At 54.5% G+C, this 24,575-nt stretch carries 13 protein-coding genes, 1 tRNA gene and 1 pseudogene; 12 read left to right on the top strand and 3 right to left on the bottom strand.

Going from position 1 to position 24,575, the window contains the following annotated elements:
* Nucleotides 1–82: 82 nt before the first annotated feature.
* The 10 genes and pseudogenes from tnpA to ACJO3M_RS03700 all read left to right on the top strand — a co-directional run bounded on the left by tnpA (nucleotide 83) and on the right by ACJO3M_RS03700 (nucleotide 19,033).
* Entirely contained in the window at nucleotides 83–457 is a 375-nt protein-coding gene (gene tnpA / locus ACJO3M_RS03655) for an IS66-like element accessory protein TnpA (RefSeq protein WP_406999688.1), read from the top strand.
* Nucleotides 454–789, top strand: a complete 336-nt coding sequence (tnpB, locus tag ACJO3M_RS03660) for an IS66 family insertion sequence element accessory protein TnpB (RefSeq protein ID WP_406999690.1) — start codon at nucleotides 454–456, stop codon at nucleotides 787–789. The genes tnpA and tnpB overlap by 4 nt, the downstream gene beginning before the upstream one ends.
* A gap of 75 nt (nucleotides 790–864) precedes the next feature.
* Entirely contained in the window at nucleotides 865–2,409 is a 1,545-nt protein-coding gene (gene tnpC / locus ACJO3M_RS03665) for an IS66 family transposase (RefSeq protein WP_406999692.1), read from the top strand.
* Nucleotides 2,410–2,828: 419 nt separating this feature from the next.
* A pseudogene (locus ACJO3M_RS03670) lies at nucleotides 2,829–3,391 on the top strand (recombination directionality factor).
* Nucleotides 3,392–3,667: 276 nt separating this feature from the next.
* Entirely contained in the window at nucleotides 3,668–7,444 is a 3,777-nt protein-coding gene (locus ACJO3M_RS03675) for a hypothetical protein (RefSeq protein ID WP_406999812.1), read from the top strand.
* Nucleotides 7,445–7,598: 154 nt separating this feature from the next.
* Nucleotides 7,599–10,472 (top strand): SNF2-related protein, encoded by a 2,874-nt coding sequence (locus ACJO3M_RS03680; protein ID WP_406999814.1) that lies wholly within the window; start codon nucleotides 7,599–7,601, stop codon nucleotides 10,470–10,472.
* A 143-nt stretch (nucleotides 10,473–10,615) separates the two neighbouring features.
* Nucleotides 10,616–11,716 (top strand): AAA family ATPase, encoded by a 1,101-nt coding sequence (locus tag ACJO3M_RS03685; protein WP_406999816.1) that lies wholly within the window; start codon nucleotides 10,616–10,618, stop codon nucleotides 11,714–11,716.
* The gene (locus ACJO3M_RS03690) at nucleotides 11,716–12,306 is read left to right on the top strand and encodes a DUF4276 family protein (protein ID WP_406999818.1); all 591 of its coding nucleotides are present in this window, start codon (nucleotides 11,716–11,718) and stop codon (nucleotides 12,304–12,306) included. Before ACJO3M_RS03685 ends, ACJO3M_RS03690 begins: the two co-directional genes overlap by 1 nt.
* Before the next feature lie 45 nt (nucleotides 12,307–12,351).
* Nucleotides 12,352–15,675, top strand: coding sequence for a DNA methyltransferase (locus tag ACJO3M_RS03695; protein WP_406999820.1), 3,324 nt, complete (start codon nucleotides 12,352–12,354; stop codon nucleotides 15,673–15,675).
* Nucleotides 15,676–15,685: 10 nt separating this feature from the next.
* Nucleotides 15,686–19,033: a DEAD/DEAH box helicase family protein gene (locus tag ACJO3M_RS03700; protein ID WP_406999822.1), complete on the top strand. Its 3,348-nt coding sequence runs from the start codon at nucleotides 15,686–15,688 to the stop codon at nucleotides 19,031–19,033.
* Between the two features lie 422 nt (nucleotides 19,034–19,455).
* Here ACJO3M_RS03700 and ACJO3M_RS03705 read toward each other — a convergent pair.
* Both ACJO3M_RS03705 and ACJO3M_RS03710 read right to left on the bottom strand, forming a co-directional pair.
* Nucleotides 19,456–19,532 (bottom strand) — tRNA-Arg (locus tag ACJO3M_RS03705).
* A 62-nt stretch (nucleotides 19,533–19,594) separates the two neighbouring features.
* Nucleotides 19,595–20,242 carry an MBL fold metallo-hydrolase gene (locus ACJO3M_RS03710; RefSeq protein WP_406999824.1) on the bottom strand — a complete coding sequence of 216 codons (648 nt, stop codon included), beginning with the start codon at nucleotides 20,240–20,242 and terminating at the stop codon, nucleotides 19,595–19,597.
* Nucleotides 20,243–20,338: 96 nt separating this feature from the next.
* Here ACJO3M_RS03710 and ACJO3M_RS03715 point away from each other — a divergent pair, with 96 nt between their 5' ends.
* Nucleotides 20,339–21,079, top strand: a complete 741-nt coding sequence (locus tag ACJO3M_RS03715) for a TIGR04283 family arsenosugar biosynthesis glycosyltransferase (RefSeq protein ID WP_406999826.1) — start codon at nucleotides 20,339–20,341, stop codon at nucleotides 21,077–21,079.
* Nucleotides 21,063–21,701 carry a TIGR04282 family arsenosugar biosynthesis glycosyltransferase gene (locus ACJO3M_RS03720; protein ID WP_406999828.1) on the top strand — a complete coding sequence of 213 codons (639 nt, stop codon included), beginning with the start codon at nucleotides 21,063–21,065 and terminating at the stop codon, nucleotides 21,699–21,701. The genes ACJO3M_RS03715 and ACJO3M_RS03720 overlap by 17 nt, the downstream gene beginning before the upstream one ends.
* A 12-nt stretch (nucleotides 21,702–21,713) precedes the next feature.
* Here the strand turns inward: ACJO3M_RS03720 and ACJO3M_RS03725 are convergent, their stop codons facing one another.
* Complete coding sequence (locus tag ACJO3M_RS03725; protein ID WP_406999830.1) at nucleotides 21,714–24,566, bottom strand: insulinase family protein; 2,853 nt, start codon at nucleotides 24,564–24,566, stop codon at nucleotides 21,714–21,716.
* Nucleotides 24,567–24,575: the final 9 nt, after the last annotated feature.

A 24,575-nucleotide genomic window follows, 5' to 3' on the forward strand; every position in this document is an offset into this window, starting at 1 on the left:
GTAAGCGTCCGGTGATCCCATCTTGAGCACGGCGCTGCCAACGTCAGGATAGTGTCCACTTATTTTCTAGTGGACACTTAACATGAACGAATTAAGCGTAACCAAGCCCTACCAACGCCGTCGCCGGTTTTCCCGCGAATTCAAAGCCGAGATTGTCGCCAAATGCCTGGAACCCGGGGCCTCCGTTTCCCGGATTTCACTGGATAACGGTCTCAACGCCAACATGGTCCGGCGCTGGATGAGTGAAGCGCAGCGAGCGGATAAAACACCAGCAACACCGGGATTTGTTCCGGTTAATCTGCCTGCTGCAACCTCTGCACCGGGCAACCAATCGGTCTCGGATAAGCGTAGCACCATCCGCATCGAGATTCCCCGCGCCGGTGGTGCGGTGGTGGTGGAGTGGCCTGCGGAGCAGGCCCACCAGTGTGCCGCCCTGTTGCGGGATCTGCTGGGATGATCCGCATTGACGAGATCTGGCTGGCCACTGAGCCGCTGGACATGCGAGCCGGGCCAGACAAAGCGCTGGCTCGGGTTATTCAGGTCTTCGGTTCTGCCAGGCCGCATTGCGCCTACCTGTTTGCCAACAAACGGGGCAACCGGATGAAGGTCTTGATCCACGATGGCCTGGGCATCTGGCTCTGTGCTCGCCGGCTGAATCGGGGCAAGTTCCACTGGGGCGAAGCCTGGCGCGGTGACCAACTGCGCCTGACTGAGGAACAGTTATCCGCTCTGGTTCAGGGCCTGCCCTGGCAACGCCTTGGCGCTGAAGGCGTGATCTCCATTCTGTAACCATAAGCTGAGTGATATCGCCATAGCCAGAACCGCGAATCGCTTGCGGCACATGGACTTGGCATACTGACGGGCATGACTCAGCGCCCCGATCTCGACCAACTCTCTGCCGATCAGCTCCGTGCTCTTGCCACGGAACTGTTCGATCGTGTCGAGAACAAGGAGCGGGCCCTGGTGCACCGTGATGCGGTCATCGAGAAGCTGACTCACGAAGTGGCCATCCTCAAGCGCCATAAGTATGCCCGGCGCAGCGAGCAACTGGACGCCGTCCAGGGACGACTGCTGGATGAACTGATCGACAGCGACCTGGCGGCTATCGAAGTCGAGCTGGAACAGGCGATGACCGAGGAGCAGAAAGCTGCCCGGCCAAAGCAAAAGCCCAAGCGCACCCCGCTGCCGCCGGAACTGCCCCGCACCCTGATCCACCACGAGCCCGAAAACACTCAGTGCCGCTGCGGCTGCCAGCTCAAGCGCATCGGCGAAGACGTCAGCGAAAAGCTGGACTACGTTCCGGGCGAGTTCACGGTGGAACGCCACATCCGGGGCAAGTGGGTCTGTGACAGTTGCGAGACCCTGGTCCAGGCACCGGTGCCACCGCAGGTGATCGACAAGGGCATTCCCACCGCTGGTCTGCTGGCTCAGGTCCTGGTGGCCAAGTACGCCGATCATCTACCGCTGTACCGTCAGGAACGCATCTTCGGTCGCGCCGGCCTCGAAATTCCGCGCTCCACCCTGGCCGAATGGGTCGGTGCCTGCGGTGTGCAGTTACAGCCCCTGGTGGATGCGCTGAGAAACACCCTGCTGGACCACAGCGTTCTGCATGCCGATGAAACCCCGGTCAGCATGCTGGCCCCGGGCAAGAAGAAAACCCACAAGGCCTACGTCTGGGCTTACTGCACCACACCGTTCTCGGACCTGAAAGCCACCGTTTATGACTTCGCGCCCAGCCGTGCAGGCGAACACGCCCGCACCTTCCTGGGTGACTGGCAGGGCAAGCTGGTCTGTGATGATTACGCTGGTTACAAGGCCGGGTTCGGCAACGGCATCATCGAGATCGGTTGCATGGCCCACGCCCGGCGCAAGTTCTACGATCTGCACGAAGCCAACAAGAGCGAGCTAGCCGCTAAGGCGCTGGAGTACATCGGAAGGCTCTACGAAATCGAGCGGGACACCAAAGACCTGCCACCGGACAAGCGGCAGGAAATCCGGGAAACAAAAGCCAAGCCGATTGCTGATGCGCTGCATCAGTGGATGCTGGCGCATCGCCAGAAAGTGCCGGATGGTTCCGGCACGGCCAAAGCGTTGGATTACAGCCTCAAACGCTGGGCAGCGCTGACGCGCTACCTGGACGATGGTGCTGTGCCCATCGACAACAACTGGGTGGAAAACCAGATCCGGCCCTGGGCGCTGGGCCGCTCCAACTGGTTGTTCGCGGGATCACTGCGCAGTGGTCAGCGTGCGGCTGCCATCATGACTCTGATCCAGTCGGCGAAGCTGAACGGACATGATCCGTATGCCTATCTGAAGGATGTGCTGACCCGTCTCCCGATGCAGAAGAACAACGCCATCGATGAGCTATTGCCTCACAACTGGAAGCCGGCTATTACTGACAAGGTGTGATGGCCGGACGCTTACGCTAGAAATGGCTGATGCTCTTTGAAACGGCTGCTAATAGAAGGAGCCGGTTTTTTTAGCTCCGAACCCGCAGTCAATATCTCAAATAATTTCAAACCTATATCACCTCTGTGAACCAGGGCGCCAACGGTGCCCTCCCTCCCAATTCGCAGAGGTAATTTCCATGTCCAAACAATGGCCCAGATGCCTGTCCAAACGGATCGGTTAGAACAACTACGGAACGAACACGGCTGGCGCTGCCGCTGGCGTTTATGGCGGCTACGCCTCCTCAATTGCAGGTGTTCGAACCTGTGCTGTCGTTGGAGCGTTGGCTGGCCCGATGAGTGGTACTGGTAGTGCTGTGGTCAGTGGTTTGCAAGGCGGTGTCACGAGTACCCCGTGGCCTTTTTTGCTGGAGAAGTATCATGATTAAAGGGTTCGCCATCACGCCTCCCGTGTTGGGGCGCATCAGTATTGGTCGGGTCGTTGAGAAGAACGGCATCCGGCTGCTGGAGAAAGACAATCAATTCACTATTACCTCCCAGATTCAGGAAAAAGACGGTTGGGTGCTGCATCCCCTGGATGAAGAGCTGAGAAAGGACGCGCCCAACAATAAGCTGCGAACCATCACCTGCAATCGCCTGACGCAATCAGGTGCCCAGTCATTGCCTTGCACAGGTCCAGGTTGTGCGAGTTTGGTAAAGGTGGGCTCTACGGTCGCCTGAACGTGAAGGTTGGTGATGACGATGATCTCGGCACCTTTATTTTCCGCACAACCGGTTACAACAGCATACGGACGCTTGCGGCCTGAGATACTACCAGGCCGTTCCCGGTGGCAGAGGAGGGCATTGACCAGGCCGCGCTAGACGTGGCGGCTGCTAAGGGATTTGGAAATGCGCTGTTCGAGTATGATGAGGATGAAATGACTGAAGTTGTGGAGGAGTTTTACACTTTCTCGTCACTTGGACGTACAACGAAAGTTCGGTAATAACCTCTAAGTTCATGAAAGTTTGGAATCCAAGAAGTCCGTCGCAGGATAGAGGCTGACGAGTTTATTTTTTTGGTTTAAACAGTATTTCCTTAGATATCACGTAGGAGGCCACGGTACTTAACTGAAAAAAGTGGGTCGCCGTGGTAGCTTGGCAATGGGACGTGAAGGGGGCAGCTCTGCCTTTTCCTGTTATAACAGAACAGGTTGGGCTTTATGCGCGGTTCAGATGCCAGGTCAAATATGCCAGACAGGAACTCCGGGAGAGCAAAGGCAATGCAGTCTGTCGACGAAACTACTTTGTGCCAATGGGCGGATCGACATGAATGTCGCGATAAACTCCCGGTTCTTATTCGAAGACTCGTTCGTGAAACAACGCCCTCCTTATCCGCTCTGAGATTCCCGGGCCACGAGGCTGTAGACCTGCCCGGCCTGGATGGTGAGGTTGAGGCCGATGCGCCATCAACTTGGGTGCCTGTGGGGCACAGCATCTGGGAAATCGGATGCAATCAAAATCCCGGTAGTAAGGCCACTGCTGACTATCAGAAACGAACCGAGAAAATTCCGGAGGCCGACAGGCTCAGTTCAACTTTTGTGTTCGTCACCCCGCGCCGCTGGAACACGAAACGGCAGTGGATTAAAGAAAGAAAAAAAGATGGCCAATGGGCTGATGTCCGAGTTTACGACGCTGTGGATCTCGAAACCTGGCTGGAGGAAGCTCCTGTCTCATCGCGGTGGTTACGCGAAGTTCTTGGGCATTTGGAGCCCGGTATATGTACGCCCCATGAATGGTGGAAGCGTTGGGCTTCGGTCTCTGAATTTCCGATGACCACTCGCTTGGTGGCAACGCGTAGAAATGAAGATGGGAAGGATCTTCTGGAAAAATTCCGCAGTGGTCAGCCAGTAATCACAGTTCAGGCTGATGACCGAGGAGAAGCGGTTGCATTTGTTATCGCATCGCTAGTGGAAGCCGATGCTGAAGACTTACTCGACAGACTGCTGGTTGTAAGCGCAGGTGCGGTTAAGATTCCTTCTACCCGCAATTCAAAACCAATCGTGCTGGCAGACATGCCGGACGAACAGGACTTGGATTATGGCGACAGAAACCAATTAACCATCGTAAGGGCCTACCCTCGGGGACGTCCGGGTGTTCAAGGCGCCATCGTACTATCTCATGTTCCCTCTTCAGTATTTCGGTCGGAACTTGAAGCAATGGGATTTTCCGAAGCTGAGGCTGAGAGCAAAGCCCTTAAAACTGGGCATTCCGTTCAGGTCTTACGTCGGTCGCTTTCTCAAGATCCGGCGGTAAACCGGCCAGTTTGGTCTCGCAGTCGTAGTGCAGCCAAAAGAATGATTCCCTTTGCGTTAGCTGGTGCCTGGGTAGAAGACGGAAATTGTGGCGACCAAACAATCCTGGATCTGCTTGGCGATGTTGATAGCTGTACGACTCGACAAAACCGACACGAACTATTGTCGTTAGACGACTCGCCACTAGCGAAATATGGAAACGTGACAGTCGCTGTTTCGCAGCTCGATGCACTTTTTGCGGTCGGTCCCTATATCGAGGCGGACGAGCTTGAGCGATTTTTCGAGCTGGTATTGGAGGTTTTGGGCCATAGAGACCCTGCTCTTGACCTCCCGCCCGAGAAGCGCTGGATGGCTAATGTGCTGGGTAAAAGCCGGCAATATTCCGGCGCTCTAATGTCCGGTATCGGCGATGCACTTTGCATCTTGGCCGTACATGGCAGAGAGATCTGTGGACATGCGTTACAAATAGACTTCGACTTTCAAGCAGAGAGGATAGTGCGCCAATTGATGCAGGGGGCAGAAGAGGAGGAGTGGCTTTCCATCCGAGGCATTTTGAGAACACTAGCTGAAGCTTCGCCCAGCGCCTTCCTAGATTCCCTCGAAAAGGACCTCCAACGAAAAGAGCCAGCCGTTCAAGCCATTATGGGGGTTGCCGGCGACGGCATAGGTGGGGAGTGCCTAAGAACGAACTTGCTATGGGCTCTTGAAATACTGGCATGGCACCCGCTGTATTTTTCTCGAGTGGCAGGTATCACTTTTGCTCTTCAACGGTTTCCGACCGACGACAACTGGGCTGACAAGCCATCCGCCTTGGCCAAATCGTTATTCATGGTTCAGCTACCTGCCACCACAACAGGGCTGTCCGACAAGATGACAGTTCTACGCAGCTATTCGGTGCAATTTCGGCGGCCAGTTTTCGAGGTTTGCATCTCGTTATTGCCGGATAATTGGCCGGGTTTGGCGATGAGAACGTTGGTTCCCCGTTGGAGGGAGGTAATGCAGGCCGTTCCAGAGCCGACTGATGGACACATCAGAGAAGCTGCCGTCCAAGCTAGTCGGCTATTGCTGGATCTTTCTCCATTCGATAGAGACGAAATCGAGCGGTTGGTGGAAATCTCTCCGCGCTTGCACCCAGAAGACTTGGCTCGCTTGATCGGCGAGGTTGACAACTGGGGCTCGATGGCTTCAGACGAAGATAAAGCGTATGTGCGCCATGCACTTCGCCGCCAAGAAGCATTTAGGGTGTATCAGCGTGACAGTGATCAAGACGACATCGATCTGGCCATTCGAGAAATGGAGCAGATCCTGGAGCCCGAGAGTGCGAAGGCTCGAAACCAATGGCTCTTCGCTGAGAGTTATATAGAGTGGCGCGAGCTCCTGAAGGAGGAGAATGAGCAAGAGATTTCATACGAGGAGCGAGAGGCACGAGTTCGGGCCAAACGAGCCCAAGCGATCAGAGAAATTCAAGACGAAGTGGGAAATGATGGGCTTCTGGGATTCGTGTTTGAGGTGAAGCAGCCTCAGCTCGTTGCTGAAGTGTTGGTTACGCCGGAAACCCCGCCTGAAGAAGCTGCAGAGTGGATCAAGAAAGCGCTGGACAGGGGGCTGATAGAGGCGACGACATCGTTTGTTCGGCAGATTCTGGCGACATTTGAAACTGCGAAATTAGAAGAAATAACTACAACGCTGAAGTGGTGGGGATGTTTGGATGGCACCCAATCCATAACCCAGTTTGCTCAACTATTACCGGGTAACATGCATGGATGGACCACTGCGGCTGCTTTGGGCCCGGATGGAGACAGAGCCTATTGGAGCAGGGTGTCGCCGAGGGTTTGGAATGATACACCTGACGAGGTCGTTGAGTTTCTAATCGGTAAATTGCTGGAGGTTGGGCGTCCGCGAACCGCGTTTGCGTCTTTCCAGTATAGGCCCACCAGAGTACATCCGGAAACCTGGGAAAAAATCTTAAAGGGAATAGCGAAAGGAGACGAGCCCGCAGCACCCGTACCTGATAGTTACCATTTGTCCGAGGTTTTATCGTGTTTGGATGATGCTGATGGGTTCCATGATGAGCGAATCATGGCACTAGAAATGCCGTTTGCGTTGCTGTTGTGCAGCTATGGACACCGTAGTGCAAAGAGAGCACTGGCCGTCCACCGAGAGCTAGCCCGTAATCCCGAACTCTTTGTCCAGTTGTTGTCCTGGTGCTATCAAGTGCCTGACGACCAATCAGACGAAGAGCAAAGAAAAGCCCTCGGAAAAATAGCGTACTACACATTAGATGCCTGGAACATGGTTCCCGGGGCGGATGAAAATGGAAATATTGACCCCGAAACATTTACTACGTGGGTAAAAGGCGCATTAAGAATTGCTGCCGATGAGAATCTCGGTCGATTTGCTGAACTGCATCTAGGCGCACTCCTGGCACGATATGCTCGACACCGCAGGTGGGAGGACTGGCTCCCGGAGCCTTTGCTGAATATTTTGGACTCACCAGAAAATGATGGGTTAAGAGACAAGTTTGAATTGGGGATTCGAAATAGTCGCGGCATCACGTCACGCAGCCCTTTCGACGGTGGTGCACAGGAACGAAAGCTTGCAGCACGGTACCGAACGCTGGCCAGTAACTATGTGACTACACATCCTCGGGTTGCCGGCATGCTTCTGTCTGTTGCCGAGTCTTACGAGTGGGATGCGAAGCGTCATGATAACGATGCGGTTCTCGGCGAGCGATGGCAACAATAACTCAAGAACTGTCATGCAGATTTACGGCGTTGCGCACTCCCCCTTGATCACAGGTATTGGCAGGACCCGTAGTCACAATCTCGGGATGCCGTGACGCTGGCTCGTTAGCAGGCTACAGTCTGAAGTATCCTCTTTGAAAATAAGGAAGTATTCCATGCCCATAACGGACTACCACGCCAAGTATTTTGCCTACGAACTCACCAGGCAGCGCCGTGGTGGTGACGTTGGTCGTCTGACCCAGTCGCTATTCGATGCCTCGGTAGACCTGAACCCCCACCAGATCGATGCAGCGCTCTTCGCTTTGCAGAACCCCTTGGTAAAAGGTGTGATCCTGGCGGACGAGGTCGGCCTGGGTAAAACCATTGAGGCTGCCCTGGTGCTGGCACAGTACTGGGCAGAACGTAGACGAAGATTGATTGTTGTCTGCCCTGCGGCTTTGCGTAAGCAGTGGGCAAACGAGCTGGCAGAGAAATTTCATCTGCCCTCGCAGGTTCTGGATGCCCGAACCTATAAGGAGTTGCGTAAGCAGGGGGTGGCAGACCCGTTCGACCAGCCCGGTGTTAACGTCATTTCTTACAATTTTGCCGCGAGAATGTCTGAGAAACTACGGCTCACACCGTGGGATCTGGTGGTATTCGACGAAGCCCACAAACTCCGTAACGCCCACCGAGAAAGTCACCGTACTGGCCAGGCTATCAAAGAAGCCTTCGGCGCTTGCAACAAGCTGCTGCTGACGGCAACTCCACTACAGAATTCCCTGATGGAGCTGTACGGCCTGTCGACGGTCATCGACAGCCAACTGTTTGGTGATGCGCTCAGCTTCCGTCGCCAGTATCTGCGCGGTGGAGAAGACCTGGAAGGCCTGAAAGAACGGCTTCAGGAGTTCACCAAACGGACCTTGCGTAAACAGGTTCTGGAGTACATCCGCTACACACAACGACGTGCCATCACGATTCCCTTCGCTCCATCGGAAGATGAACTGCGGCTTTACCATCTTGTGTCTGCCTACCTGCAGCGTGAGAACAGTTACGGCGTCCCCCAGCGGCAGCGCCACCTGGTCACTCTGGTGGTCAGGAAACTGCTGGCGTCATCAACGAGTGCCATTATCAATACGCTTGAGACAATGATCGAGCGGCTGAAAAGGCTGGAGCAAACTCAAGAGGATGAAGACAGCTGGCTGGAAAAACTGATCGGTAGTGAGGATGTCGAAGATGACCTCCTCGATGAAGCCGCTGACGGGGAGGGCGAATACCAGGTTGAACAACCGGATGAGCCCATACAGCTGGACCGCCTCCGTGGAGAGATTGCTGAACTGGAACAGTATCTGGATCTGGCACACAGAATTACTGAAGACGCTAAATCTGAGGCCCTGCTGAATGCGCTGGAACAGGGCTTCAGCCACATGACGGAAATGGGCGCGGAGCGTAAGGCCGTTATCTTCACCGAAAGCCGGCGAACTCAGGATTATCTGCTCAAGTACTTGGAACGCCATGGCTACCTCGGTAAGGTCGCCACATTCAGTGGTACCAACAATTCCAGCACTACGCAGGCGATTTACAAGCGCTGGCTCACGCGTAACGAAGGTTCTGATCAGGTTACCGGTAGCCCGGCAGTTGACCGGCGCACAGCGATTATCGATCACTTCAGGGACGATGCAGAAATACTGATTGCCACCGAAGCTGCTGCAGAGGGCGTTAATCTTCAGTTCTGTAGCCTGGTTGTCAATTACGATCTGCCCTGGAACCCTCAGCGAGTAGAGCAGAGGATAGGGCGCTGCCACCGTTATGGTCAGAAATTTGATGTCGTCGTCATCAACTTCCTCAACCAGAAGAATGAGGCAGATCGGCGGGTTCTTGAACTGCTCAGTGAGAAGTTTCACTTGTTTGATGGCCTGTTTGGCGCGTCAGACGAAGTGCTGGGCCGAATCGAGTCCGGTGTCGACTTCGAGAAGCGCATAGCGGCTATTTACGACACCTGCCGGTCTCAGGCCGAAATCGAACAGGCCTTCAATGATCTCCAAAAGGAACTGGAAGAAAGCATCAACCGGCGAATGCAAGAGACTCAGGAAAAGCTTCTGGAGCATTTCGATGCCCAAATCCATGACTTGCTGAAGATCCAGCGCGAGAGAGCAGAGCAGCAGCTCGACCGGGTAAGTCGCCTCTTCTGGCAGCTCACCAGGCATCAACTTTCCTCATTCGCTACCTTTGATGAAAACCGCCTGGCATTTGAGTTGAACGAAAGTCCATTAACCAAGGTGCCCGCCGGCTCTTACGAGCTGATCCGAAAGGGAGAGAAACCGTCAGATCACGCCCATCTCTATCGGTTAAGTCATCCCCTCGGTGAGTACGTTTTGGACACAGGCCGTAGGCTGGAAACGCCAGTAACGAATATGGTGTTCAATCTATCTGGTCACGAGGCGAAACTTTCCGCACTCCAGAATCTGCCGGAAAAATCCGGCTGGCTTGAACTGAATTTGCTTGAGCTGCAAAGCTTTCAGCGTGAAGAACACCTGGTTTTTACCGCTGTCACGGATGACGGACAGCTGCTGGATGAAGAGCAGTGCGAACTCATTTTCCGGCTGCAGGGTGACGTGCTGAGCAATGACCCTGGCGGCCCCGATCAGCAACCGGGGCGACAGCTAAGTGAAACCGTTACCCGGCAACTGGATGCCCGACTCAGCCGATTGCTCGACGAGAACAACGAATACTTCCAGCGGGAGCGGACCAAGCTCGAAGCCTGGGCGGACGATCAGTTGTTGAGTGCAGAGCAAAAGCTCGAGGACACCAAAACCCAGATCAAGGAGGCAAAGCGCCAGTCCCGCCTGGCAGAGAGCGTTGAAGGTCAGAAGCACGCTCAGGAGAGGATCAAGCGTCTCAGTAAGTTGCAGCGCCGGCAGCGACAGGAAATATTTGATGTGGAAGACGAGATAGAGGCCCGCCGGGATGCCTTGATTGATGCCCTGGAGCGCCAGATGCATCAAAGCAGTAGTACACATCATTTATTTCGCATTCGTTGGCGGCTGGAATAGAATCATCTTCAAAACAAATTAGAGATTACCCCGGCAATTGTGGGAGAATCCCGGCCATTTCAACGCTACCGGTATGCCAGTCCAACTGGCCAATGTGGATGTGTCCTTAATGGATGTAGGTATCTGACGGGAAACGGTTAATCATGCCCAAGCTAGGTTATTTGAACCATCTCAAGCTGAGTGGTTTTCGCTCAATTAAGGAAATGGACTTGCCCCTCGGCAGGCTCAATGTCCTGATCGGTCCTAATGGCGCGGGGAAGTCCAACTTCATTAACTTCTTCCGATTCATGAACAAGCTGCTTCAGAAAGATCTTCAGCTATATGTAGCGGAGCAGGGAGGGGCTGATGCCATTTTGCATTTCGGGCGGAAACAAACGCCGTTGCTTGAGGCTAATTTACGGTTTGATCCTAATTCCTATTCCTGCGCATTAATGCCGACTAACGACGGTCGGCTGGTCTTCAAGTCTGAAAGCTGTCGATTTTATGGACACAAGATTAATTATGAAGGAGGAATAAAACATAAGAAACTGGCTGACCCTGGGTCAGCAGAGTCAGGCCTACCTTCACCTGGAAGCACCACAATCGCTGGTCACGTCGCTGGATACATTCAAGATTGGAAGGTTTACCACTTTCATGACACGAGCCAGTCCGCGCCGGTAAAGCAACCGTGCAACATAGCGGATGCCGGGCGCTTGAGAGAACAAGGTGAAAACCTGGCTGCATTCCTGTATCACATCAAGGAGTACGAGCCGGAGTCATACGCGCGTATTGTCTCAACGATCCAACGTGCAGCGCCTTTTTTCCACGACTTTATATTGGAGCGAGACCTTCATAACGAGCGCCAAATACGCCTTCGCTGGAAGCACAAGGGCAACGATGCCTACTTTGACGCACACTCGCTATCAGACGGCACCCTGCGCTTTATCTGTCTGACAACGCTTCTGCTTCAACCGAGACTTCCATCAGTGATTCTGCTGGATGAACCAGAGCTGGGCCTGCACCCCTACGCAATCCAGTTGCTGGGCTCCATGCTGCGCTCTGCGAGCGAGAGTACGCAGATCATTGCCTCCACCCAGTCCGTAACCCTGGCCAATGAGTTTGAGCCAGAGAATGTGATTGTCGTGGAACACCGAGACAACAATTCTCAGTTCAGGAGGCTGGACCCGAAGGCATTTGAATCTTGGCTGGAAGACTATCGCTTGGGCGACCTATGGGAGAAAAATCTCCTCGGAGGTACGCCCTGATGACCAGGCTCGCAGTCAGCGTTGAGGGCGCAACAGAGCGGGAATTTGTCACTAAAGTTCTCGATCCTTTTTTGAGCCAGCATGGTATCTTCGCCAGCCCGGTAGATATGCGAGGCAAAGTATCGCTGGACCGAATTGGTAATGAGCTGAAACAGCTGATCCCAACCTTTGACTACGTAACGACTTTTTATGACTACTACGGTTTTCATAAACGCCCTGAGGGCGGAGTAGAAGCCGTTGAACGATCAATTCTGGAGCTTGTGGACCCAGAGCAGCGTCGCTTGTTGATCCCATATGTCCAGCTCTACGAATTCGAGGCATTGGTTTTGGCCGCCCCGGAGCAGGCCGAACATACGCTGGGAGTGGCAGGCCTCGCCGATCAGCTCAGGGACATCGTGACCATAGCTGGCGGTGCCGAAAACGTTAACGATGGTTATGAAACCTGTCCCTCCCGCCGAATTAAAGGCCTGGCTGCCGCCTACGACAAAAAGCTCCACGGCCCGGTAATACTTGAACAATCACTGGATGCCGTACGCAATCAGTGCCCCAGATTCAATAGTTGGGTTTCCAGCCTCCTCGAGTTGGCGTGAATTTAACCCCAGCCTGCCAAGTTTGATTTTTAAACAGGGAATACCATGAGTAACGCGACACAGCAGTTAAAAGCCCAGCAACGTCGACAGAAATTTGCCGACCTTTTGCGTGAAATGTTCCAGCTCAATCAGCCGGAACTGGATTTTGGGCTCTATCGCATTATGCATGCCCGTAAAGATGACATTAACCGGTTTATTGAGCAGGACCTGCCGAGGATCACTCAGGAAGCGTTCAGCCAATACGCCAGCCAGGATCAAGCTCAGCTGGAAGCCGAACTGGAAGAGCACATCAAGAGCGCGAAAGGCTTGGGTATGGACCCGGACGCGATCCCCAAAGTGCAGGAGCTCAAGCAGAAACTGCAGGGTGGGTTTGATCTCGCGCGGGAAGAGGGCGAAGTCTACGACGCATTGGTCACCTTCTTTAGCCGTTACTATAACGAGGGTGACTTCCTGTCACGCCGGGTTTACAAAGATGGCACCTACGCTATTCCCTACCAGGGGGAAGAAGTAGTACTGCACTGGGCCAACAAAGACCAGTACTACATCAAAAGCAGCGAAACCTTGCGAGATTACAGCTTTCGCCTGAATCCGGATGTCGGCCCCGACGAAGACCCAATGCGCGTTCATTTCAAGCTGGTCGATGCTGAAGCCGGTGCCAAAGACAACAACAAAGAATCCGCTGATAGTCGCCGAGTCTTCGTGCTGGACGTGGAGAACCCGTTTGAGCTGATCGAGGGTGAAGCAACCGAACACGGTGACCAGCACACTGAACTGCAATGTCGGTTCGTGTTACGGCCGGCAACGGAAAGCGACTGGACGGAAGCCGAGAAAAAGAAGGCGACAGCTGCGGCACAAAAGAAACCCCCGACACAAGATGCGCTCAGAGCGATTGCTGAAGAAAGGCTTCTGGGAGCAGCCTCTGATTTGCCGGAGCCCTGGAAGAGTGCGCTGGCAAAGCCCTACCGCAAGGCTGATGGCAATCGGGCTGACTATTCAATGCTGGCTGGGCAACTGAATAACTACACCAAGAAGAATACGTTTGACTATTTCATCCACAAAGATCTCGCCGGCTTTTTGACCCGGGAGCTGGATTTCTACATCAAGAATGAACTCCTCGATTGGGATGACCTCGCCTCTTTAAAGAATGACACAGCAAGACTTGCACCGCTGATCAGCAAAATTGAGGTGATTCGTTCTCTGGGAGAGAAGATCATTGCATTTCTAGCGCAGCTCGAGAACTTCCAGAAGAAGCTTTGGTTGAAAAAGAAGTTTGTTACCGAGACCAATTATATCATAACGCTGGATTACTTTGAGCGGTGCCCAGAACTATTGCGAGATGTTTTCAATAACAAAGAACAGTTGAAAGAGTGGGAGGAACTCTACAAAGTTGATATTTCAGAGCTTAAAACTAAGCGTAGTTTGGAAGAATTAAAGGAGTTTATTTTTAGTTCTGATTATAAATATTTATCGATAGACTCCTCTTACTTTACAGAATTATTTAAAAATAAAATTGTGTCGGATATCGATGGTTTGGATGATAAGTTGAACGGGGTTTTGTTGCATTCAGAAAACTTTCAAGCTGTCAATTTCATTAAGGAGCGGTATAGCAGTGAAGTAAGATGTACATACATCGATCCGCCATATAACACCGGTAAGGATGGATTTCCATACAAAGACAGTTACCAGCACTCTAGCTGGCTTTCGTGTATTGTTGGTCGGTCGGCAATAGGTAATACTTTAAGCTCTGATGATGGTGTTTTTTGGGTTTCTCTTGACGATACTGAGGCGCATTATTTTAAGTGTGCTTTGGATGGGAGCAAGGATCGCGAATTATTTCTAATGGATTTCATATGGAAGAAACGTGATGGGGCTCCTAATGATCGAACCATTGGCTCAACCCATGAGCATATATTGTGCTGGGGTACAACGAACTCTTCCGAAAAATGTTTGAACTTGATGCCCCGGACCGAGAAAGCTGATGCTCAGTATCAGACATTTAAGGAGCCGGACGGTCCTGACCCCCGAGGGCCTTTTAGAAAGATCGACACTACGGCAAATGGTAAAGGAGGACGTTACGTTGAGTCCCTTTATTATCCCATCCGAAACCCCTACACGAATGAGGATGTTTGGCCGCGCAGAGGCACATGTTGGCGCCACAGTAAATCTGAGATGGAACGATTGCAAGAAGATAACAGGCTTTACTGGGGGGTAACTGGCGAAGCGAAAACTCCAATGCGGAAATTGTTCAAGTTCGAGGCAAGACAGGGCATGGCTACGCCCTCTATATGGGATGATTTGGGATATAATCAACATGCTTCCAACGAAATGGAAAAACTTTTTGGATCAAAGGCGGTTTTCGATACTCCAAAGCCTACGAGCTTGGTTCAACGAATTATTAGAATGAGCTCGGATTCATCTTCGAATGTATTGGATTATTTTGCTGGTTCCGGAACCACCGGTCATGCGGTTATCGACTTGAACAGGGAGGATGGCGGACATAGGAAATACATCTTGGTAGAAATGGGTAATTATTTTGATTCGGTATTGAAGCCAAGAATCAAGAAAGCAGCGTATTCCCAGAACTGGAAGCTTGGAGCGCCTAGTCAAGGAAAATCGGGAAGCTTTTCTGGGGTGTCGCATCTTGTCAAATGTCTACGGCTAGAAAGCTATGAAGATACGCTCGGAAACCTTAAGGTCTCCCGTAAACAAGAGCAACAGCATTTATTAGTCGAGGATGAGTCAAAAGAAGCGGCTGCTGTCAGATCCGCCTATTTAATTAATTATATGTTAGAGGTTGAGAGTCGTGGGTCTCAGTCCCTAATTAACATAAATAAGTTTATAGATCCGATAGATTACAAGCTTCAGGTACGTTCTCCTAGTGGAGATGAAACAAAAACTGTAAATGTTGACCTACTTGAAACGTTCAATTATTTGCTGGGCTTGACAATAGAATATATCGCTGAGCCAGTTCACTTCGAGGCTGAGCTGAACCAAGGCGAATACGGCCGCTGGCAGGCTAAGGTCAATCGTAGTGAAACCGGCAAGTGGTGGTTCAGAACCGTCTACGGCACGAACCGAGCAGGGCAGCAGGTGTTGGTGGTATGGAGAAACCTACCGTCGGTCATTGATGGACAGGCAGATGGCATCCAGAAGGATAATGCTGTGCTGGATGCGGTACTGATCGAGAAGCTCTCTATTCGCCTGACCGAGAGCCAGGACGACGAAATCGATGTGCTTTACGTGAATGGTGACCACAACATCAGTATTCCCCGGTCCCGCAAAGGTGAACCCATGGAGCAGGCGCGTATCCAGCTGATTGAGGAAGCTTTCCATCGGCTGATGTTCGCTGACACCGAAGCGGTTCACTAAGGGGAACATCATGGCAGCAAGGAAATCCGCCAAGGGCAGCAAGCAGACGTTGCCATTCCGCCATCACCTGGTGCTCAACCAGTGGTTGTTCTCCCTGTTCGGCTTCGACTCGCTCAGTGGTCAGTTTGATGTGGGAAATCGGGAAGCGCCAACGCTTGAGGCGTTTCGCGATCGTTTCCAGCTGATTGGTGAAACCAGCGGCCGCAATGCCGAGGGGGAGCACTTGCTGATCCAGAGAATGCGGGAAAACCTCAACGAAAATGCCAAGCTGAGCGATGAGCAACTGTTGGAGTACGACCGCCGGATTAAGCAGCTGACAGATACCATCAATAACGCGCGCCTGGCCTCCGGTGAGGAGCCGATTGAATGGAAGTATTTCCAGTACTTGATGCTGCTGTTCACCGAGATCTACCTGGACTACCTGTTCACCAAACCGGATGAGTTGCTGGAGGCGCTCAACCAACAGATTGAGCGTTGGAATGATCACTGGGTTGTGGAGCAGGGCTTTAATCACAGACCGATGGATTTACTGAACCCGGAGGATGATCTGTGGCCGCAGCTCAACATGGTGGCCTACTGGAGCGCGACCGGTTCCGGTAAAACCCTGATCATGCACGCTAACATCCTGCAGTATCGCTTCTACCTGCAACGGTATGGCAAAGCCGGGGATATCAACAAGATTATTCTGCTGACCCCCAACGAGGGGCTTACCCAGCAACACTTGCGTGACCTGGACAAATCCGGAATCAGGGCCAGTGAGTTCTCTGCCCGTGGCGGTGACCTGTTCGCTCAGGATGTGATAGTCATCGACATCAACAAGCTGCGCGACAGTGAGAAGAAGAAAACGGTTGCTGTCGACTCCTTCGGCTCTCGTAACCTGCTGTTGGTGGATGAGGGCCATCGGGGAACGGCGAGTGGTGGTGGCAGCTGGTACGATTACCGGCAAAAATTGTGTTCGCTGGGTTTCTCCTTCGAATACTCCGCTACGTTTGCCCAGTCAGGCTCCAAACACGAGAACCTGCGCCAGACCTATACCAAAGCCATTCTGTTCGACTACTCCTACCGACATTTCTACGGGGATGGCTACGGCAAGCAGTCTCAGATCCTGAATCTGCAAGCAAATCCCAATGCTCAGGATGAATTCCGATACTTGGTTGCATCGTTACTGAGTTACTACCAGCAACTGCGGTTGTTTGAGGAGCAAAAGCCCAACTTCAGGCCCTTCAACCTGGAGAAGCCCTTGTGGGTGTTTGTGAGCTCCAAGGTAACGGCAACGCTGTCCAGCGGTGAAGCTTCCGACACGGTTCAGGTGTTGGGGTTTATCGACCAGGTGTTGCACAAGCAGGAAGAGACGATTGCTGCGATTGATTACCTGCTGAAACGTGGCATGGTTGCCAAGGGCGGTACCGATCTGCTGCATGGTCGGTTCAATTACCTGAAAGAACTGGGTGAGAGTGGGGATTCGCTATACCACGATCTGCTAGACAGGGTGTTCCATAGCAGTGGTGGTCGCCTCCACATTGAAAATATTACCGGTATTCCTGGTGAAATCGCGCTTCGAGCAGGCACGTCAGACACGCCGTTTGGTGTCATCAACGTGGGGGATGATACAAAGCTGGTCAAACTCTGCGAGAAGCACGACCTGTTCACTCAGGATTCTCGTTTTAGCGAAAGCCTGTTCCACGGCATCAATACTGACAGTTCACCGGTCAACCTGCTGTTGGGCTCGAAGAAGTTCACCGAAGGCTGGAGTAGTTGGCGTGTATCCAACATGACGTTGATGAACGTCGGTAAGAATGAGGGTGCCCAGATCATCCAGCTGTTCGGCCGTGGCGTGCGCTTGAAAGGCTGGAAAACAACACTCAAGCGCTCAGCCGAGCTGGCAACCGGCTTGAAAGAAGCTGGTATTGAGCGGCCTGAGCACATTGGTGTCATGGAGACCCTGAACATCTTTGGAGTTAAGGCCGATTACATTGCTCAGTTCCGGAAAGAGCTGGAAGACGAAGAGATCCCGGTTAATGAAGGTCTCGAAGAATTCGTGCTCCCGCTCAAGCCGATGAAGGACCTGCGCAAGGATCTCCATGTTGTTCGGGTTAAGGAAAGCATTGCCAATAAGGCCATTGGCGGTTCCGGTACGGCGTTTCAGGAACTTGCCGAGCAGGTGGTCCTGAAGGCGCCAAGTGATTTGAAACCTACTGAGATCGACTACTTCTGCAATCCGCCGAGGGTAAGCCTGGATTTTTATCCGCAGGTCGGACTGTTTGCCACCGACAAGAAAGGCGTTCAGAACACCGGTGCCAAAATCCAGCGTCTAAAACCGACGCACATCGCGCTGCTGGACATGCAGCGCCTTTATTTCGAGTTACTGGCGTTCAAGCGGGACAAGCGTTGGTCAAACCTGACCATCACCCAGGATGTGGTTGAAAAGCTCCTCACCGATAACCGGTACGACTGGTATCGGCTCTATGCCCCGGATGAGGCCATGGAGCTGGGTCGACTGGAGAAGATGACGTTGTGGCACGACATGGCGATATCCCTGCTCAGAAAGTATTGTGAGCTGTTTTACGGCTTCCGCCGGAAACAGTGGGAGGCGGACAAGCTGGAGTACAGACCGATCACCGAAAACCGGAAGTATCTCCCGGGTGTAAGTGAAGCCACTCCAGAGGGCAGCTACATGGTAACTCTTGACCGGGTTCGCCATCAGTCGCTGATTAAGCAGCTCTCGAGTTTGAGAGAGAGCATCGCAAGGGGCGAGGTGGACGTCTGGAATGGCAAAATCGCCGAGGGGCTGGAGTTTATCTGGTGCGAGCGGCATTTCTATCAGCCATTACTGGCATCCACCCAGGGTCTGGATTTTCAGGTGACTCCGGTATCCCTGAACAAAGGCGAGGCCGATTTCGTTCGCGATATTCAGGCGGCAACCAAGGCTGGTGCATTTGAAGGCTACGAGGTTTACCTGCTTCGCAACCAGACTGGCCAGGGCGCCGTGGGCGTGTTCGTTGATGGAGGTTTCTATCCGGACTTTATCCTTTGGTTGGTGAAGGGCCAATCCCAGAAAGTGGTGTTCGTCGATCCGAAAGGCCTGCGCCATCACAAACCGGACGATCCTAAGATTCGCTTCCATGAAACCATTAAGGACATTGAGGCGGATCTACGTCAGCAGCGGCCGGAGAATGCCGGAATCGAGCTGCATGCTTTCCTGATCTCGGAAACCCACTCTTCTCAGCTTGTGAGCCAGTGGAGGGACGCTTCTGGCCAGGCTGTGACACGGGAACTGATGGAGAGTTGGAATATTCTGTTTCGGGACGAAGATGAACACTACGTCGAGAAATTGATTGATCGTGTTTCTGGTTTGTAGGCTTACTGCGTTCTTCTTTGGATTGCCTCAGGGGCAGATTGTCATTGCATTCGGATCCTCATGGTAAGAAGAGGGCGCTGCAGGAGATGGAGTCCATCGTAAAAAGAATAGAGCCACCGGGATTTGGAAGCCCGGTGGCTTTTCTCTGTCATGGCGCTAGATATATTTGGGTACTAGGCCATTCATGGAAAAGCAGTTTGGACTTTCCCTCGCCCTCAGCGCCCAATCAAGCGCACCAGAAGCTACCAACCTTATTCCGATCTCACGCTTTATGTGTTTTGTTGATTGGACCACTACAGCCTGCTTCCCATATGTCATGGCTCTCAGTGGAGAATGGTGGACTTCTGGATAGCGGTTTTATGGGAAATATATTCTAGATACTGATAGGTATGTGGTTTTGTGGATTTCGATAGAAGTAGAGGTGGTACCCCCGGCAGGACTCGAACCTGCTACCTTCCCCTTAGGAGGGGGACGCTCTATCCAGATGAGCTACGGGGGCGTATCGTCAGAAGGCGGGTATGATAGCGGGCCCGTTGATGTGTCTCAAGGGCCCCCGGGTATTTAACCGCGATGATCGGACACGAAGGGGTTGCTGGTCTTTTCATGGCCGAAGGTGGACATGGGGCCGTGGCCCGGTACGAAGGCGATGTCGTCCCCCAGGGGGAACAGCTTTTCGCGGATGGATCGCACCAGGGTGTTGTAGTCGCCTTTCGGGAAGTCGGTGCGGCCAATGGAGCCCTGGAACAGTACATCGCCCACCAGGGCCAGTTTTGATTCACCGTGATAAAACACTACGTGGCCCGGTGTGTGGCCGGGGCAGTGCAGAACTTCCAGTGTTTGGTTACCAACGGTGACCTGCTCGCCATCTTCCAACCAGCGGTCCGGGGTGAATATTTCCGGCGCCGGAAAGCCAAACATCTGTGCCTGCATGGGCAGGCCCTGAATCCAGAAATCGTCTTCCCGGTGAGGCCCTTCAATGGGAATGCCCAGCGACCGTGACAGTTCAGCGGTGCCGCCGGCATGATCGATATGGGCGTGGGTCAGCAGTATCTTTTCGACCTTCACGCCTTCTTCCTCGACCGCTGCGCGGATCCTGTCCAGATCGCCGCCCGGATCGACAACGGCTGCTACCCCGGAATCCTCGCACCAGATCAGGGAACAGTTCTGTTGGAACGGGGTCACAGGAATGATTCTGTATTTCAGTGGCATAGTGATACTCATCTGACGGCTGTACTGGTTTAGAATGGGTATGGTAAAGGTAATCGAGCCTCGGCTCGAATTTTCAAGGTAAGGAGATTGTTGCGGATGAGCGAGCAGCCGTCGCAAGGGGATGATGAACCTGAGCCACTAAGGCTAAGCGTGATTGTTCCGGTCTGGCAGGAAGCGGCGACCATTACGGCCACCCTGCAGCGCCTGGCGCCGATTCGTGAGGCTGGCCATCAGGTGATTGTGGTGGATGGCGGCAGTGACGACGGTACCCAGAAGCTCGCCGAGCCCCTGTGTGACAGGGTGCTGTCGTCCGGGCGTGGCCGTGCGTGTCAGATGAACGCCGGGGCAGAGGTGGCCACCGGTGATGTCCTGCTGTTTTTACATGCAGACACGTGCCCGCCCGAGTCCGCACTGGCGGCGCTGGAGCGGTTTCACGCCAGTCGCAATGCCTGGGGGCGGTTCAATGTCCGGTTGAGCGGCCAGCGCCTTCTGTTCCGTGTCATTGAATGGTTCATGAATCAGCGGTCCTGGTTGACGGGCATCGCCACCGGTGATCAGGCGTTGTTTGTGCAGCGCCCGGTGTTTGAAGTGCTCAGGGGCTTCAGGGAGATGCCGTTAATGGAGGACGTGGAGCTGTGTTCCCGGCTGAGGCTGGTGTCCCGCCCGTTCTGTGTCACTGACCCGGTGGTTACCGACAGCCGACGCTGGGAACAGGGTGGGGCCTGGCGTACTATCTTCCTGATGTGGCGGTTGCGCTGGCGCTATTGGCGCGGCGAATCGCCGGAATCCCTGGCAAACGCCTATCGTTCGGATGTCCGTAATGCCCAAGAGCCCTGAGTCGTCAGTATTGGTTATGCAGTTCTCCAAGTGGCCGGAAGAGGGCAGGGTGAAAACCCGGCTGATGCCGGCGCTGGGTGCCAGTGGCGCGCTGGATGCTCATGTCAGGCTGAGCCTGGAAGTACTGGACAATCTCATCGCTAGCGGGTTCCCGGTTCAGTTCTGGTGGGATCGCCCGCTGGATCAGGCACCCGCCGCAGCGGCCCCGGTGTTGTCCAAGCTGGATGCGGCGCAGATCACCACGGGTATTCAACAGGGCGACAATCTGGGACAACGAATGGAAGCCGCGTTGGCCCGAGTGCTGGAGGATCATGACAAGGCCCTGGTGGTTGGCAGTGATTGCCCCTCGGTGGATCCGGATTATGTCCGGCAGGCGGTGACGGAGCTGGATACCAGCGATGTGGTGCTGGGGCCGTCCAATGACGGGGGGTACGTGATGATTGGCGCTCGCCGGGTGGTCGCCGGGATGCTCGATGGCGTGAACTGGGGCACCGGGAGTGTGCTGGACCAGACCTGCACCGGAATGGCGGGGCTGGGTCTGTCGGTGGGGCTGTTGCCGCCCCGTTGGGACGTGGATGAGCCCGAAGACTGGCAGCGGTTCCTCGACCAGTCTCCAGGCTGAGCGGACCCGGGATCAGGCGTCCGGGACAGGCGCCTGTTCCAGGATGCGTTGGACGAGGGTGCTGGCGTTCGTCAGCGAGGCGCCGGTGACCACTCTGAGGGCATGTTCACGGTCAAGAACAGCCTTGCGGTAGGTCTTTATCAGTTGGTCCCGGTCAACCGCTTTTACTGCTTTGACCAGCTGTTCCCGCGAATCGAAATTTGTAGCTTCCCGGTCAATCTCCCGCCAGAAACGCTCTGACACCGCGCCAAGAGTACGATCCTGTTCCATCAGTTGGCTGATCACCGCCTGCTTCTCCCGCTCGAGATCACTGTCGCTGAGGGAACTCAGACGTTCCTCGAATGTGTCGGAAAACTCACGAACGGCCTGGTCGATTTCCTCGCCAGAAGCTTCAGGGGACTGCACCACGAAACCCAGTGCCGGTGTTTCCAACATTTCAAAGGGTGTGGCGTAAACGATGTAGCCCAGTTGCCGGGTGGTACGAATCTCTTCATAGAAGGGGCTGCTGATGATCTGGCCCAGCAGCCGGAAGGCAGCGCGTTCGCTGAAGCCGGTATTGTCTCCCTGCATGTAGAGGGTATAGCCGGTATCCGGGTGGTCCACTGACAGCGGCACGATGGACTCGCCCTCGGGGAGCTGCCGTACGGTGCTGCGGGGCACCTCTGTGATCTCGGCACCATTCAGCACCACTGCCCGGACTTGCTGGGCAAGGTTCAGGGCAGCCGCCTGACTCAGGTTGCCGTGGGCCAGCATCACCGGATCGGTTTGAGCGAACAGTTCGCTGGCGAAGTTCCGGAGCTCGTCCAACGTTACTTCCCGAGCTGCCCGGAGGCGTTCGTCGGTGCCCCACGCGCCTTCGATCAGCAGGGTCTGCACTTTTTCAGACGTCTGCTGGACCGGTCGTTCCTTGGCCTTGTTTTGCAGGTTGTCGATCACATTCTGACGGGCAATATCAAAGCGTTGCTGTGTCAGGTGCGGGTCTGCCACCTGGGTCAGGATCCGTGTCATCAGGGTGTGCAGTTTGTCGCTGTAGCCCCCCACCCGGATGGTCACGCCGCGCAGGTGAGAGTAAACGCTGTAGTCCAGCCCCGCCAGCTGCGCCGGGTAGGCCCAGGCGTTGAGGTTGGTGTTGACGGCATCCACCAACAGTTGCGTGAGTACCTTGCCGCGGGCGGAGGCTTGCGCCAGCGGGGTGCGGATGCTGACGTAGACATTGGCTTTCGGCGTGCCGAATTGGGTATCCCGGGCGTACCACACAGAGAGGCCGCCCTGGTCAGCCAGTTTCACCGGCTTGTCCATATCCGCGCCGGACACCATGTCCAGGTTTTCGGGGACAAACGGGTTGGGCTCGGGCAGGCGAAGCTGGCTGGCCAGCGCCTTGTCGGGGGCGGCAGCGAACACCGACGGATCGGCGGGCTTGAGTTCCCAGGCGGCCTGGTACCACTGTGTCAGGCTGGGTGTCTCGATCTCGGGTTCCGGTTCCACTACGGTGATGAGTACATTATCCGGCGTCAGGCGCTGCAGAATGTCGCGGTATTTTTCCGGTGTGTAGGCTTCCATCATCCAGGGCGCCCGGAGGACATCGGTCGCGTCATAATGACGCAGGTGGCTGGAAAGACGCATGACCTCGCTGACTGGCTCGCCCCGCTCACGGAAACGGAAATCGATTTCCGCCAGGTTCTTCATCTCCTCAAAGCGTTCCTCCGAGATACCTTCCTCACGGACGTCCTCGATATAGGCGAACACCAGGCGGAGGATCCGGTCCTTGTTCTCCAGCCCTTTGGGGGTAAGGGCCATGGATAGCACCAGGCTGGATTCCGTCCCGGTATCCATGCCGCTACCCGCCGACAGGCTGTCCACCAGGCCGGCCTGTTTCAGGACATCAAACAGGCTGCCGGGGCCCTCGTGACCCAGCAGGTTGGCGATGTAGCTGGCAGGCTTGCTGCGGTAATTCTCCCGCTGGGAAGGGAGGGGAAACGTCAGCGACAGGCTGCGCAGGTCCTTCAGGGCATCTACGGTTACCTCGGCCGGCAGGCGGTCTGGCTCCAGCAGCGGCACGTTGTGAACTTTCGGTTCCAGGTTCCTGTTCTCGATGGCCTCGAAACGGCCCCTGACCATTCGCTCCAGTTCATCGAGGGATTGAGGGCCATACACCGACAGGCTCATCAGGTTCGATGAGTAGTGGTTCTTCCAGAATTCGATCAGGTCCGGCCGCAGTGGGCGCTCATCGGTGTTTTCGAGGGTACTGAGATTGCCGACTGCGAACTGGCTGAAGGCGTGCGCGGGATTGCTGATGGCTTTCCTGACGGAATAGATCCGGCGGCCATCGTCTTTTTGCTTTGAGGTGAACTCCGAATGCACGGCCTGCCGTTCCCGATCGACCAGCTCGGGTGTAAACAGGGGCGCGGAAAACTGCTGGGCGAAGCGATCCAGTGCGTCATCCAGGTGGTCGGCCTGGATATCGAAGAAGTAGTTGGTGTCCTGAAACGAGGTGAACGCGTTGTGGCTGCCACCGTGGCTCTTGATGAACTGCTGGTACTCGCCGGGCTCGGGGTATTTCTCGGTGCCCAGGAACAGCATGTGTTCGAGGAAATGGGACAGGCCTTCTCGCTCCTCCGGGTCATCGCCACTGCCTACCGCAACGTTCATGGAGGCAGCCGCCTTATCGGAACCCGGAGAGGATGCCAGCAATACCTGCATGCCGTTATCCAGTTCAAGGTAGCGGTAGCTGTTCCGGTCATTGGGGCTTTTCACCGGCTCGATGGCGGCCTGGGTGAGGGCGCTTGCGGCCAGGAACAGAAGCAGGGTCAACAACTGGGACAGACAGCGCCCATGGCGGGCTATAAGGTTCAGACCTGAAGGCATGGTGTCGCT

The organism is Marinobacter alkalisoli (assembly GCF_045449795.1).
Lineage (GTDB): Bacteria > Pseudomonadota > Gammaproteobacteria > Pseudomonadales > Oleiphilaceae > Marinobacter.